Origin of the sequence: Streptomyces sp. NBC_01788 (assembly GCF_035917575.1) — a bacterium.
Taxonomy (GTDB): Bacteria; Actinomycetota; Actinomycetes; order Streptomycetales; family Streptomycetaceae; genus Streptomyces.
On sequence record NZ_CP109090.1, the window covers coordinates 1,904,262 to 1,918,212 of the forward strand.

Here is a 13,951-nt window from a genome sequence, read left to right on the forward strand (position 1 = left end):
CGACTGTTCGGATTCCGAACATGCCGTGCCCCTGACAAGCGCTGTGGGGGAGTATTCGGCCGAACGACCGGTCGGCGCAAGGGCGCCTTTCGGCCGTGCGGCCATGCGCGATTCGAGTGAACCAAGAGTGATCAGGGCCAATTGACGTGTGGTCGGCAACGGGAGGACGGCCTCGGGCCGGACCGCGTTTCCCGGCCGCGGTCACGACGTCGTGGCCGCCGCGCCCCATATGGCCTCGCGGTGCCGTCCGAACCGGCACTCGCCCAGGTCGGCCCGTCCGGCCGGCACCGGCCGGACGTCGCCGGCGGCGTGCCGCGCCCGGCCGCCGAAGGGCCGCTCGCCGAGGGCCGGTTCGTCCGCTCCGGCAGCGGCGGCCGCGACCGTCGCGCCCTTCGCCGTCCAGGCTCGCGGGGTGTCCGGAACTCGATGTTCCGGATGGCCCCCGAGCCCGCTCGCGCCGATCGGCGCGAGCGGGTCACGAAGCGCCGACGCCGCCTCCATGCGGTGCCGGCGCCCCTGCTTCCACTGATCGGACGGGTCCATCATGAGATGAGCCCTTCCATGCGCGGCCCGGCGGCCAAACCCCGCCGCCGCCCACCGCACGGACCCGAAGCCCGGGCCGGAAGCCCGTCACGGTCGGCCGCGAGCGCGATCAGCAGTCGCAGCACGAGCAGTCACAGTCACAGCAATCGCAGCCGTCACAGCAGCAGTCGCAGCCGTCGCAGCACGAGCCGCAGTTGCACCAGCCCGAACGCTTCCTGCCCGACCACGGACCCTCGAACTCGTCGGCGCAGCACACCTTGCAGGTGCAGCACAGCCCGACGGCCATCACGCACCCGGCCCAGAATCCGCGCCCACCGGGTCGTGGCGGCTCACCGCCCCCGGCGTAGGGGTGGCTCGGACGGTTCAAATCGTGCGGGGCCTGCGGGACGTGCGGCCCCTGCGGCGGGCCGAAGGCCCCCTCGGGCGCGTGCCCGCAGGACTCGGTGCCGAAGGCGCGGTCGACGGAGCGCCGGAGTTCGTGCACGAGCAGCCGGTGGGCGAGCCGCCCGTCACCGAACTCCACCTCGCTCAGGGCGAGCCGGATGCCGTGCACCGCGTCGTCGGCGAGCCGGCGCGCCTCGACGAGCGGGGTTCCGGTGGCGGTGAGCGGGTTCCAGGCGCCGGTCGCGGCGTCGGCCGCGCGGTCCTCCACGGCGTCCAGCAGATGCGCGAGCCGCCCGAACAGGCGCCCGGCCTCGGCGAGCGGAGCGGCGTTGCCCGGCCGCCCGGCGAGGACCGCGGTGTGCGCGAAGGCCTCGGCGGTCGCGGTCTCGGTCGGTTCGGTGACGGCGAGGATCGGCGTGCCGGGGCCGGCGAGCGCCTCGACGCCGGCCTGCCGGTCCACCGCGTCCAGGAGGACGGCGGTGTCGAATCCGACGCCGGCTCCCGTACGGGCGCCCGCCCGGCTCCAGTTGTCGGCGACCCGGCGTGCGGCGAGCGCCACCGGCCGGCGCGCCAGCAGTCCGTCACCGTCGGCGACGTGGTCGCGCACCTTGGCCGAGGCCAGGACCAGGGAGACGGCCGCGGCGAGTCGAGGCCCCTCCCCCAGGGCGACGGACGCGGATCGCATCCCGCGCAGCGGACACGGCCCGGCGGTGCGCCGCAGACCGCCGGCCCGGCTGTCCCGGTGTGCCTGAGCCTCCGTCAGGACCGAGACGAGCAGCCCGTCGTAGTTCGTCACGATCCTCGCGAACTGTCCGTGGTCACCGCGCAGGGCCAGGCACAGTCCGCACAAGTGGGCTGTCCACTCGGCGCCGAGCTTCTCCCCGAGCCGGTGGCGGCAGGGCCTGACGATTCCGAACACGACCATCCCCCTTGGTGTGCAGAGCGTTGAGTCGCGGCATCGTATCGACCCCTTCGTTCACCCGTACGCCCCGTCCGTCACCCATGTGCGGAGAACAATCATATTTCACTCTCAGTCAGCAGTCGTGTAGGTCGGAACCCTTGGGGCACACGGGCTCTCGACGTATTAGCCGTGCACCAGTACCGTCACAAACCCCCCGTGCGGCGTGCGTTCACTTGGCGCGTTGTCAGCATCATGGATGACCATAGGGATGCGGAATGCACGAAAGACCGCTGTGAGAGGAGGCGTCCATGGGATCGGTACGCAAGGCGAGTGCGTGGCTCGGCCTCGTCGACGACAACGATGACGAGCGCTACTACGACGACGACTACACGGAGGGGACCGAGGACGGGGACGCCTGGGTCACCGATCCCCGGGTGAAGGTGGCGACGGACACGGCAGAGGACAGGGGCCGCCGGATCGGCACGGTGACTCCGGACAGCTTCCGGGACGCCCGTGCCATCGGCGAGCTGTTCCGGGAGGGCGTGCCCGTCATCATGAACCTGACGGCCATGGAGGCCTCCGACGCCAAGCGCGTGGTCGACTTCGCGGCCGGGCTCGTCTTCGGTCTGCGCGGCTCCATCGACCGCGTGTCCACGCGGGTGTTCCTGCTGTCCCCCGCCGACACCGAGATCGTCAACGGGGATCCGGCGGTGCACCGTTCGGACGGTTTCTTCAACCAGAGCTGAGGCAGGGCCGTACACCGGCCCTGCCCCGTCCGGGGCTCACCGGAAGGCGTCGAGCCCGGTGAGCGCCTTGCCCAGCACGAGCTGGTGCATCTCGACGGTGCCCTCGTAGGTGAGCACCGACTCGAGGTTGGTCGCGTGCCGCATCACGGGATATTCCAGGGAGATCCCGTTGGCGCCGAGAATCGTCCGCGCGGTACGGCAGATCTCGATCGCCTCGCGCACGTTGTTGAGCTTGCCGAAGCTGACCTGCTCGGGACGCAGGCGGCCGGCATCCATGCGCCGCCCCAGGTGGTGGGCGAGCAGAATCCCCTTGTGCAGTTCGACCGCCATGTCGGCGAGCTTGGCCTGGGTGAGCTGGAAGCCGCCGATGGGCCTGCCGAACTGCTCGCGCGAGACCGCGTAGTCGAGGGCGGCCTCGAAGCTGGAACGGGCCGCGCCCATGGCGCCCCAGACAATGCCGTAACGGGCGTGCGACAGACAGCCGAGCGGTCCGCGCAGCCCGGTGACCTCCGGCAGTACGGCGTCGGCGGGCAGCCTCACGTCGTCCAGGACCAGCTCGCTGGTGACGCTCGCCCGCAGCGACCACTTGTGCTTGATCTCCGGGGCGGAGAACCCGGGCGTGCCGGCCGGTACCAGGAAGCCGCGGATGCCGTCCTCGGTCCGGGCCCAGACGACGGCGACACCGGCCACGGAGCCGTTGGTGATCCACATCTTGCGGCCGTTGAGGATCCAGTCGGTGCCGTCGCGCTTGGCGTGGGTGCGCATGGCGGCGGGGTCGGAGCCGTGGTCGGGCTCGGTGAGGCCGAAGCATCCGATCACCTCGCCGGCCGCCATGGAGGGCAGCCACCGCTGCTTCTGCTCCTCGCTTCCGAACCGGTGGATGGCGTACATGGCGAGCGAGCCCTGCACCGAGACCAGGGACCGGATGCCGGAGTCGGCGGCCTCCAGCTCCAGGCAGGCGAGCCCGTACTGGACGGCGGTGGCACCGGCGCAGCCGTACCCGGTCAGGGACATGCCGAGGGCGCCGATGCTCCCGAGCTCGCGGGACAGTTCCCGGATGACGGGCAGTTCGCCCTTCTCGTACCACTCGGCGACATGCGGCAGAACGCGGTCGGCCGCCCACTGCCGCATGGTGTCGCGGACGGCGAGGTCCTCCGGCTCCAGCAGGTCGTCGAGCCCGAGTGGGTCGGCGGGGTCGAACGAGGGCAACGAAGACAACGGAGACTGCGAGGACATGAGGACCCCTCCGGCGACGGCAACTGAAACTAGCAGCGCTAGTTGTGCGACTCCGGCCCGACGTTACGACGCGGGACCGCCCACGTCCAGCCTGCTCCTCCGCCCGCCGTGGCAGCGCCGCGGGAGAGGAAGGACGCTCACGCCGAGACGCGGGGCCGCTCGGCCTCCCGCTGCGCGGGCAGTTCGACCGGCGGCTCCTCGCAGTGCATCACCCGCGGCAGCCGCAGCGCCATCACCGCACCCAGCAGCAACAGCCCCGCACTCACCAGCAGCGTCACATGCAGCCCGTGCACGAAGGCGTCGCGGGCCGCCCGCCGCAGCGCGGCCCCGACCGGCCCGCCGAGCTGGTCGGCGACCCCGTAGGCCTCCCCCAGCGAGTTCGCCGCCGCGCCGGACGCCTTCGCGGGCACCCCCGGCACATCGGCGAGCCCGGGCGCGTAGGCCGCGTTCATCACCGTGCCCAGCAGGGCGATGCCCATCCCCGCGCCCAGCTGGTACGACGTCTCCCCGATCGCCGCCGCGCCGCCCGCCTGCTCGGCCGGCGACTCGCTCAGCATCGACTCGTACGCCCCGAACAGCGTCGTCTCCAGGCCGAAGCCGAGCAGCGCGAAGCCGGCGAGGAGCAGCCCCGGGTTGTCCCGGCCGCCCATCGCCGTGAGCAGCACCACCGCGGCGGCGGTCACGCAGAACCCGAAGCACACCATCCGCCGCGGCCCGAACCTCCGCAGCATCCGCGCTCCGGCCAGTCCGGCCGCCATCGCGGCGAACGTCAGCGGCAGCAGCCGCAGCCCCGTGGCGAGCGGCGAGAGGCCGAGGACCAGTTGCAGGTACTGCGCCGCGATCAGTTCGAGCCCGACCAGCGCCAGCATGGCCAGCACGATGCAGCCCACCGACGTGCTGAACGCCGGGCGCGCGAACATCCTGAGGTCCACCAGCGGATGGGTCCGCCGCCGCTGCCGTCGTACGAACGTCACCAGCAGCGCCGCGCCGACCACCAGCGGCCCCACGGTGAGCACGCTCAGCGCCGTCTCGCCGCCGCCGAGCCGCTTCACGCCCAGCACCACACCGAACAGTCCGGCCGCCGCCAGCAACGCGCCGACGACGTCCCAGGGCCCGTCACGCTCGCCGGTCGACTCGGGCAGCAGCAGTCGGCCCACCGGCAGACTGACCAGCATCAGCGGGATGTTGACGAGGAAGACCGACCCCCACCAGAAGTGTTCGAGCAGGAAGCCGCCGAGCAGCGGCCCGACCGCCGCGCCCACCGCGGCGACCGCGCTCCAGATCCCGATCGCCAGCGCCCGCTCGCGCCGGTCCGGGAAGACCTGCCGCAGGAGCGACAGCGTGGCCGGCATGATCATGGCGCCGCCGACGCCGAGCAGCGCCCGCGCGAAGATCAGCATCTGGGGGGTGGGGGCGAAGGCCGCCACGGCGGAGGCGATGCCGAAGAGGGCGTAGCCCAGCAGCAGGATCCGTCTGCGGCCCACCCGGTCGCCCAGGGTGCCGAACAGGATCAGCAGCGAGGCGCAGACGAGGGGATAGGTGTCGACGATCCAGAGCAGTTCGATGGCGCCGGGCCGGAGGTCCTCGGTGACCGCGGGCACCGCCACGTGCAGCACGGTCGCGTCCACCGCCACCAGCAGCAGGCTGACGCAGAGGACGACCAGGACGACCCAGCGGTTGGCACCGGCCCCGGCCGCCCGACGGCGGAGCCGGTCGGTGGCCGCGGTCGTCCCGGACATGTACGTACCTCCCAGATGAACCCTCGCGTTCGACGGTCCGCGGGACGTGGACTCCCCGCGGCTCGGCCGGAGCGGAGCGGTGGCCCCCGACCTGCGCGTCGACGTGCGAGTGACACGTCAGCGTACGCTCATTCGCCCGGATGGCGCGTGGCCCACCTCTCAGAGCACGCGCCCAACCCGTGTGGCGTACGCCACTCCGCTTGTCCGTGGGCCCTCCCTGCGTGCCTGGTGAGCGGCCTGTGAGCGTGCCCCGGTGGCGGCTCCGGTTTCCGGCAGCGCCGATAATCGAGTCCGTGAGCGATCTTGCGACGCACGTGGCGGGTGTACGTGCCGGGGCCCTGCGGCGGGCCGCCCCGGCTCTCCTCGGGTACGCCGCCGTGCGCACGCTGGGCCTGATAACCCTGGCTCTGTGGAGCGCCGAGCGCGGCAAGAGCTGGTACACACTGCTGACCGCCCGCTGGGACTCGCTCTGGTACACCGGGGTGGCCGGAGGCGGCTACGGCTACGAGATACGCCTGCCGAACGGTGACGTGCACTCGAATCTGGCCTTCTTCCCGCTGCTGCCCTGGCTGGAACGGCTGCTCGCCGCAGTGAGCCCGCTGTCGTACGCCGACGCGGGCTTCGCCGTCAGCCTGTTCGCCTCGCTCGCCGCGGCCTGGGGGATCTTCGCGGTGGCCGATCACGTGTACGGCCGCGAGGCCGGCGTCGCCGCGGCACTGCTGTGGGCGGTGCTGCCGGTCGGGATCGTGCAGTCGATGGCCTACAGCGAGTCGCTGTTCACGGCGCTCGCCGCCTGGGCGCTGTACGCGGTGCTCACCGGCCGCTGGGTGACCGCGGGTGCGCTGGCACTGCTGGCGGGGCTGACCCGGCCGGTGGGTCTCGCGGTGGTCGCCGCGGTGTGGACGGCGGCGCTTGCCTCGTTCGTGGGAGACCGGAGCGCGACGGCGGCGGACGGCGCACGGGACACGGTTCGCTCCCCGGCCGTCGCCGGGCACGCCACCGCCCGCCGTCTGCTCGGCATGGCGCTCGCCCCGCTCGGCGCCGCCGGATACGTCCTGTGGGTCGGCCACCGCACGGGCAAGGGCCCCTTCGGCTATCTCGACGTCCAGGCCGGCTGGCGCAACGGCTTCGACGGCGGGTACGCCTTCGCCCGCTTCGTCGCCGACAAGTTCACGTCCTTCCCTTCGGCCCTCGCCGGGATCGCGCTGATCGCCGGGGTCGCCGCGGTGATCCGGCTGTACATCGTCGGCGTACGGCAGCGGCAACCGCTCGCGCTGCTGGTGTACTCGGGAGTGGTGACCGCGCTCGCCCTGTGCGCGTCGAGCTATTTCGGCTCCAAGCCGCGTCTGCTGCTGCCCGCCTTCCCGCTCCTGCTGCCGCTGGCGTCGGCGCTCGCCCGGACGCGCGTCGCCCGGGCGGCGCTGATCGTGGGCGCCGTCGCGGTGGCCTCGGCGGTCTACGGGGCGTTCTGGCTGAACGGCTCCGGTCCTCCGTGACCGGGTCCGTCCTGCCGAGGGCGCGCGGAATTTCATCCCGGTGTTCGGTCGATGCATCAACGCATTCATAAGCGCCGCATAAGCATCCGCCGGAATGATCAAAGGAAATGCGGGACGGGTTCGTTAGTGATTGCGGATTCCGTGGATATAAAGCCCCGTTGAGAGCAATCCCACATCACGTGGTCATCACAAATCACGTGCGTCGTCAGGGAACACACCTCACTCGCTGTAACGTCGATTGGGTGCGTACCGAACGAACCCTCACCCGCCTGGACCGGGTGTTCGCCAGGCTGGACCGTGAGCCGCAACGGCCGGCGCACATCGACATGCCGCGAATGAGCCGCCACCGGTTCGTGCTCCTCTCGGCGACCCTGGCCTTCTACCTGGCGATCGTCTGGGCCGTGATCACCACCTCGTGGCTGGTCCGGCTCGACTGGCAGGTCATGTTCTTCCGGCCGTACCAGCAGTGGCCGCAGATCCACGCGTTCCTCGACTACTACGTGGTGCTCGGCCAGCGCGGCCCCACCGCCGTGATGGTGTGCGCGTGGCTGGGCTGGCGCTCCTGGCGGCAGCACACACTGCGCCCGCTGCTGACCCTCGCCGCCTCGCTGCTGCTGCTCAACGCCACGGTCGGCGCCGCGAAGATCGGCATGGGGCGTCTGGGACCGCACTACGCGACCGTCATCGGCTCCAACGAGATGGGTCTGGGCGGCGATATATTCCCCAGCGGCCACACCGCCAACGCCGTGGTGACCTGGGGCATCCTGGCCTATCTGGCCTCCACCCCGAGGGCGCGCCGCTGGCTGTCGGCACTGTCCGCGGTGACGGCGCTCGGCGTCGGCCTGACCACGGTCTACCTGGGTACGCACTGGCTGAGCGACGTGCTCCTCGGCTGGGCCGCGGGGCTGCTGATCCTGCTGGCGCTGCCGTGGTTCGAGCCGCTGATCGCCCGGACCGAGGTCGCCCTGTTCGACCTGCGCGACCGCTGGCGCGCCCGTCGCGGCCGCCGGGCACCGGTGCCCGCGCCCGCCTCACCGGTCGGCGCCCCCGTCGTGCTCACCCCGCGTGCCCCGGCCGCGGACGAGTCCCCGGCGGCCCACGAGACGGTCGGCGCGGGACGCGCGTCCCGGACGCCGGCCCACCTCGCCCAGGGCCGGCACACGGGCCGCTCGGAGCGCACCCCGGTCACCCCGGCCGGCAGCCGCAGACCGCCGCACGCCGAGCGCGTCACGCGCAACACGGCCTCGGCGGCGCGCCCCCTGACGGGCAGTTGACGAAGGACCGCCGTGGGGGCTGCGAGCGCCCGCGGCGGTTCAGCCCTTCCAGGCCCGAGCCACGCGGCCGTCCCTGACCTCGAAGTTCAGCCGCCCGAACCGGTACTCCATGGTGATGATCGCGCCCGGCGGCAGTGACCGCACCGTGCTCCAGCCACGTTCGCGCGCGAGCCGTTCGGCCTGTCCGGCCTCGAGGCCGACGTAGGCGTCGGGGTTGTCCTGGGGTTCCGCGGGCGGAGTGGGATTCGGTGCCATACCGCCACGCTAGGTGCCGGACCGCCTCGGGGAAAGCCCGCCCCGTACACACGGGTCACTTCGATGGCTCCAGTCCCTCCTGTCACGCTTCTGTCACAGGTCCCCACGTCCGAAGCGGTCTCGCTGCGTCACACGTACGGGCGGTTCAGCCCGTCCTCCGCAGTCGTACACACACAATTTCCGGCAGCCGGTGCAGCACCGGGAAAAGCCCCGCCGAATGCGCCGGGAGAAGCGTTCCCCGACCTCCCCGGGACTGCCGCGCATTCGGAATCCGCGGCCGCACCAGGGAGCGGGCACGGCACAGGAATTCGGCTGTTCCGCTGCCGGAGCCGGTGCCCTGCCGGACTGCCGAAGGCCCCGCCCGGTCGGTTGACCGGACGGGGCCTGGTGCCCGTGGCGCGAGCCGGAACGGCTCAGATCTCGAGGCGCTGGCCGGGCACGATCAGATCGGGATCGTCGCCGATGACGGACCTGTTGACGGCGTACAGCCGCTGCCAGGTGGTTCCGTGCCGGGCGGCGATGCCGCTCAGCGTGTCACCCGCGCGAACGATGTGCTCGCCGCGGGAGGCACCGCGGTTGGTGTGGCCCGCCTCGCGTGCCGGCGCCGTCGACGGCCGCCGCGGCGGAACCGCGTTCCGTGCCCTTGACCGGTCGCCCTCCTGGACCGGCTTGTTCACCGACTTCCGTGTGCTGTGCGCCGATCCGGTGGTCGCGGTCCTTTCCGTACCCGATCCGGCCGCGGGTGCGCCGCCGTACGCCCCGGCCCTGGCCGAGCAGACCGGCCATGCCCCCCAGCCCTGGGCCTGCTGGACCCTGGTGGCGACGGCGATCTGCTGGTCCCTGGAGGCCTGGTCGGCGGTGGGCGCGTAGGCCGTGCCGCCGTAGGCGCGCCAGGTGCCGGCGGCGAACTGGAGCCCGCCGTAGTAGCCGTTGCCGGTGTTGATGTGCCAGTTGCCGCCGCTCTCGCACTGGGCGATGCGGTCCCACACGCCGCCGTCCGCCGCGTGGGCGTTGCCGGTGGCTGCCAGCAGCCCGAGCGGGGCGAGCAGCGCCGCCCCGGCGAGAGCCGCCGTCGTCCGTGCCCTGCGGGCGTTGTCGCGCATGGTGTCGTGGCTCTTATCGGCACATTCGGACATGTGGATCCCTCTCGAAACACCCGGGGTCCCCCAGGCCGGGCACGCCCGCCGCGCATGGACGCGGTCGGCGCGCTCGCCCCGTCCGCCGCACGAGGCCGGGCCGAGTCGTACTCGGCCCGGTGCGGTCGGCGGACGTTCCCGAGCGGTGCTCGTTGCACATGGCTGAGGAATGTAAGGAGCGGGCGGAGTCCGGAGCAACCAACGGCCCGTTCTGCCAGGCCAGTTCACAGTTACCGGTGGTAGCGGAAATTTTCGGCCACCCACTTAATTCGCTGATTTCCTGATTTTTCGACCACCAGCACCGGCGATCTGTGACTCACTTCACCCACCCAACCCCCTTGAACTTGGGGGCAGTTGACCGTGAGTGCCGGATTCCGCACCGCGCGTCACCCTCCGCACGGGATGGTTCGATTCCGTTCGCCGGAGGGCGTGACTCCCGCCACAGATCGCCCGTTGTCTTCTTCATGAGCCGGGTCCCTCCCGGTTCATGGGCCGGGAGCCACCCGGCTCCGCCACGTACCGCATCCCGAGGGAGCCACCCGTGCCGCGCATGCTCGACGTCAGTGACGCCGTACGCGCCGAGATCGGCGACGAAGAGGCCGACCGGCTGCTCGCCGGACAGAACGCCCCGGGCAGTTACGACTGCACCTCCTGCCGCACTCCCGGCGACTCCGAACTGGAGCGCACCAGTACCGTCCTGTTCGTCGGGGACGAGACCGCCGTCCTCGCCTTCGCCCACGCCACCTGCCTGCCCTCGCAGGTCGTCCAGGTCACCGAGGACCAGCTGCGGGGTGCGGTCCGCTCCATCCACTCGGACACGAACCCCTCCGGCAGGGTGCCGGAGCAGGCCCCGCCCCAGTGGTCCACGGCCCAGCAGGCCGCGCCCCAGATGGCGGTGCCGGAGCAGGCCGTGCTCGGGGTGACCAGCGGACTCGTCCTGATCACCGGGGAGTTGCACCCCGCCCTGGTCGTCGAGCCGACCGCGCCCATCGTGCGTCCGGGCTCGCTGGGCACCGGCGACGAGTTCCTAACGCTGCTCGTCGAGCAGGGCTACGTCCCGGTGACCGAACTCGCCGCCGTGCCGCCGGTGCTGCACGGCTGGTCGGTGCTGCTCGCCATGGGGCAACTGCACGCGGTCCTCCAGCCCCAGGCGGGCGGCGGCCAGCCGGTGGCCTGGTGGCAGGCTCACCAGCCGCTCCAGGTCACCGACGGCTGGCGGGCGGCCGCCAACAAGCACCAGCAGGTGATCATGTTCGCCGCGCCGGTCGGGTCCATCGGCCGCCAGCCGCGGGAGGACCTGCTGCGGGACGCGCTGGACAAGGCCGCGGCGAGCGGGCGGCTGGTCGCGGCGACCCTGCCGCTCGCGGGGACCTAGGGCCTCTCGTTTGGATCAGGCCGGGCTCGCAGGGTCTGGCACCGCTCCCCCAAGCTCTTCGAGCAGGGGGCACCCCCAGCCGCGTTGTCGTCGGTTGGCAGGGCTCCGCCCTGCCGCCCTCCTCCGCCTTGCGATCCACGGCACCAGACCCCGCTCCCTGATCCGGCCTGATCCAAACGAAAGACCCTAGCCGCATCCCTTCCGATTCGGGGTCGTTTGGAGATACGTGCACGCATATGACGTTCCCCGCCGCCAGTCCTACCCGCCGATCCCTTCCCCGAGCTCTCGACTGCGCTCGGGCAGGGAGGTACCACCGGCGCGGGCGCCTCAGGATCATCACGGCGGCCTCTCGGCCACGCCGATCTACGACGCTCTCTACGCCGAGTTCGTCAAGTCCTACCGGACCCTGCCGGGCGACCGCAGTGGCGAGGAGGATCTGGGCTTCGTAGCGTTCGGGAACCTGCCGCACGACACGGGCTCCACCGTGTACGGCGCCTACAGCCTGGGGGCCTACGGCACCCGCCATGTCACGGGCCGGCAGCAGGCGCAGTGGCAGCGGGTCGGGACGATCGGCCGGCAGGACACCGGGATGCACCACGTCCCGGCGGCCCTGCCGCCCGCACGGCGCGGCGGAATCTGATCCGCCGACGGCGAAGGGGCGGCCCCTGTCCAGGGGCCGCCCCTTCGCCGTCACCGCTACTTCTTCTTCGCGCCGCGCTTCTCGCGCACCCGCACCGAGATGTGGATCGGCGTGCCCTCGAAGCCGAACTCCTCGCGCAGCCGTCGCTCGATGAACCGCCGGTAGCCCGCCTCGATGAACCCGGAGGCGAACAGCACGAACCGCGGCGGCTTGGTGCCGGCCTGGGTGCCGAACAGGATGCGCGGCTGCTTGCCGCCCCGGATCGGGTGCGGGTGGGCGGCGACCAGCTCGCCGAGGAAGGCGTTCAGACGGCCGGTCGGCACCCGGGTCTCCCAGCCGGCCAGCGCCGCCTCGATCGCCGGGACCAGCTTCTCCACGTGCCGCCCGGTCTGGGCCGAGACGTTGACACGCGGGGCCCACGCGATCTGCGCGAGTTCGGTCTCGATCTCCCGCTCCAGGTAGTAGCGGCGCTCCTCGTCGAGGGTGTCCCACTTGTTGTAGGCGATGACGAGCGCGCGGCCCGCCTCCACTGCCATGGTGATGATCCGCTGGTCCTGCACCGAGATGGACTCGGAGGCGTCGATCAGGATGACGGCGACCTCGGCCTTCTCGACGGCGGCCGCGGTGCGCAGCGAGGCGTAGTAGTCGGCGCCCTGCTGGAGGTGGACACGCTTGCGGATGCCGGCGGTGTCGACGAACTTCCAGGTCTTCCCGCCCAGTTCGATCAGCTCGTCGACCGGGTCGCGGGTGGTGCCGGCCAGTTCGTTGACGACGACGCGCTCCTCGCCCGCCACCTTGTTCAGCAGCGAGGACTTGCCGACGTTCGGGCGGCCGATCAGGGCCACCCGGCGCGGGCCGCCGATGCCGCCCCCGCCGAACGTCTCGCGCGGCGCCTCGGGGAGCGCCTCCAGGACGCGGTCCAGCATGTCGCCGGTGCCGCGGCCGTGCAGGGCCGAGACCGGGTGCGGCTCGCCGAGGCCGAGCGACCACAGGTACGTGGCGTCCGCCTCGCCGCTCTGGCCGTCGACCTTGTTGGCGCACAGCACGACCGGCTTGCCCGCCTTGCGCAGGAGCCGTACGACGGCCTCGTCGGTGTCGGTGGCGCCGACCTTGGCGTCGACGACGAACACCACGGCGTCGGCGGCCTCGATGGCGTACTCGGCCTGCGCGGCCACAGAGGCGTCGATGCCGAGGACGTCCTGCTCCCAGCCGCCGGTGTCGACGACCTTGAAGCGGCGGCCCGCCCACTCGGCCTCGTAGGTGACGCGGTCGCGGGTGACGCCCGGCTTGTCCTCGACGACCGCCTCGCGGCGGCCGATGATGCGGTTCACCAGAGTCGACTTGCCGACATTGGGGCGACCGACGACGGCGAGGACGGGCAGCGGGCCGTGTCCGGCGGCCTCGATGGCGCCCTCGACGTCCTCGACGTCGAAGCCCTCTACCGCGGCGAGCTCCATGAACTCCGCGTACTCGGCGTCGCCGAGCGCCCCGTGCTCGTACTCGTGCTCTGCCGAGCCGTCGGGCTGGATGTCGTCGTTCATGAAGTCCGTACCTCGTCGTTCATCGTGGTGATCGGTGAACCACCGCCGGTTCGCGGTGCTCCACTACTCAAGTGTCGCCCTGGCGCCCGGTCAGGCGCCTGGCGTTTTCCAGGTGGTCGGTGAGCTGCTTCTGGATGCGCTCGGTGGCCTCGTCCAGGGCCCGGCGCGTACGCCGCCCGCCGTCGTCGCCCGCTTCGAACGGTTCGCCGAAGACTACGTCGACCCGGTGGCGCAGCGGAGGCAGCCCCTTTATCAACCGTCCGCGCTGCTCGGAACTTCCCAGCACGGCCACCGGGACGATCGGGGCGCCGCTGCGGACCGCGAAGTAGGCGAGCCCGGCCCGCAGCGAGGCGAAGTCGCCGTCACCCCGGGTGCCTTCGGGGAAGATCCCGAGGACGCCGCCCTGCTTCAGGACACCGAGCGCCCGTGTGATCGCCGAACGGTCCGCGGAGTGCCGGTCCACCTGGAGCTGGCCGATGCCGGTCAGGAACGAGCCGAGCGGGCCGACGAACGCCTCCTTCTTGATCAGGAAGTGCACCGGCCGGGGTGCCACGCCCATGACCATCGGGCCGTCGACGTTGTGCGCGTGGTTGACCGCGAGGATCACCGGGCCGGTGGCGGGCACCTTCCAGGCACCCAGCACGCGCGGGCGCCACAGCCCGTACATCAGCCCGACGCCGATGCG

Annotated in this window: 13 protein-coding genes; 5 read left to right on the forward strand and 8 right to left on the reverse strand. The window is 72.0% G+C overall.

Annotation, left to right across the window (positions count from 1 at the left end; all coding sequences use genetic code 11):
- Nucleotides 1-201: 201 nt before the first annotated feature.
- Together OIE49_RS08860 and OIE49_RS08865 are read right to left on the reverse strand one after the other, a co-directional pair.
- Nucleotides 202-546 carry a hypothetical protein gene (locus OIE49_RS08860; protein ID WP_326801838.1) on the reverse strand — a complete coding sequence of 115 codons (345 nt, stop codon included), beginning with the start codon at nucleotides 544-546 and terminating at the stop codon, nucleotides 202-204.
- Nucleotides 547-652: 106 nt separating this feature from the next.
- A complete protein-coding gene (locus OIE49_RS08865; protein WP_326801839.1) occupies nucleotides 653-1,846 on the reverse strand; it encodes a DUF5685 family protein in 1,194 nt (397 codons plus the stop codon).
- A gap of 290 nt (nucleotides 1,847-2,136) precedes the next feature.
- On the opposite strand from OIE49_RS08865, the gene OIE49_RS08870 reads away from it, so the two are divergent.
- Nucleotides 2,137-2,574: a cell division protein SepF gene (locus OIE49_RS08870; protein ID WP_326801840.1), complete on the forward strand. Its 438-nt coding sequence runs from the start codon at nucleotides 2,137-2,139 to the stop codon at nucleotides 2,572-2,574.
- 36 nt (nucleotides 2,575-2,610) lie between these two features.
- Here OIE49_RS08870 and OIE49_RS08875 read toward each other — a convergent pair whose 3' ends face one another.
- On the reverse strand, nucleotides 2,611-3,810 hold the full coding sequence (locus OIE49_RS08875; RefSeq protein ID WP_100567666.1) for an acyl-CoA dehydrogenase family protein: 1,200 nt from the start codon (nucleotides 3,808-3,810) through the stop codon (nucleotides 2,611-2,613).
- 137 nt (nucleotides 3,811-3,947) lie between these two features.
- Entirely contained in the window at nucleotides 3,948-5,549 is a 1,602-nt protein-coding gene (locus OIE49_RS08880; protein WP_326801841.1) for an MFS transporter, read from the reverse strand.
- Nucleotides 5,550-5,842: 293 nt separating this feature from the next.
- On the opposite strand from OIE49_RS08880, the gene OIE49_RS08885 reads away from it, so the two are divergent.
- Both OIE49_RS08885 and OIE49_RS08890 read left to right on the forward strand, forming a co-directional pair.
- Nucleotides 5,843-7,045, forward strand: coding sequence for a mannosyltransferase family protein (locus OIE49_RS08885; protein WP_326801842.1), 1,203 nt, complete (start codon nucleotides 5,843-5,845; stop codon nucleotides 7,043-7,045).
- 242 nt (nucleotides 7,046-7,287) lie between these two features.
- Entirely contained in the window at nucleotides 7,288-8,319 is a 1,032-nt protein-coding gene (locus tag OIE49_RS08890) for a phosphatase PAP2 family protein (RefSeq protein WP_326801843.1), read from the forward strand.
- 39 nt (nucleotides 8,320-8,358) lie between these two features.
- Here OIE49_RS08890 and OIE49_RS08895 read toward each other — a convergent pair whose 3' ends face one another.
- A complete protein-coding gene (locus tag OIE49_RS08895) occupies nucleotides 8,359-8,574 on the reverse strand; it encodes an I78 family peptidase inhibitor (protein ID WP_100567662.1) in 216 nt (71 codons plus the stop codon).
- 413 nt (nucleotides 8,575-8,987) lie between these two features.
- The gene (locus OIE49_RS08900) at nucleotides 8,988-9,710 is read right to left on the reverse strand and encodes a LysM peptidoglycan-binding domain-containing protein (protein WP_326801844.1); all 723 of its coding nucleotides are present in this window, start codon (nucleotides 9,708-9,710) and stop codon (nucleotides 8,988-8,990) included.
- A gap of 541 nt (nucleotides 9,711-10,251) precedes the next feature.
- On the opposite strand from OIE49_RS08900, the gene OIE49_RS08905 reads away from it, so the two are divergent.
- Both OIE49_RS08905 and OIE49_RS08910 read left to right on the forward strand, forming a co-directional pair.
- Entirely contained in the window at nucleotides 10,252-11,085 is an 834-nt protein-coding gene (locus OIE49_RS08905; protein WP_326801845.1) for a hypothetical protein, read from the forward strand.
- Nucleotides 11,086-11,311: 226 nt separating this feature from the next.
- A complete protein-coding gene (locus OIE49_RS08910) occupies nucleotides 11,312-11,725 on the forward strand; it encodes a hypothetical protein (protein ID WP_326801846.1) in 414 nt (137 codons plus the stop codon).
- A gap of 56 nt (nucleotides 11,726-11,781) precedes the next feature.
- On the opposite strand, the gene der is transcribed toward OIE49_RS08910, so the two are convergent.
- Both der and OIE49_RS08920 read right to left on the reverse strand, forming a co-directional pair.
- Nucleotides 11,782-13,266, reverse strand: a complete 1,485-nt coding sequence (gene der / locus OIE49_RS08915) for a ribosome biogenesis GTPase Der (RefSeq protein WP_100567657.1) — start codon at nucleotides 13,264-13,266, stop codon at nucleotides 11,782-11,784.
- 67 nt (nucleotides 13,267-13,333) lie between these two features.
- Nucleotides 13,334-13,933, reverse strand: a complete 600-nt coding sequence (locus OIE49_RS08920) for a lysophospholipid acyltransferase family protein (protein ID WP_326806175.1) — start codon at nucleotides 13,931-13,933, stop codon at nucleotides 13,334-13,336.
- Nucleotides 13,934-13,951 lie beyond the last annotated feature (18 nt).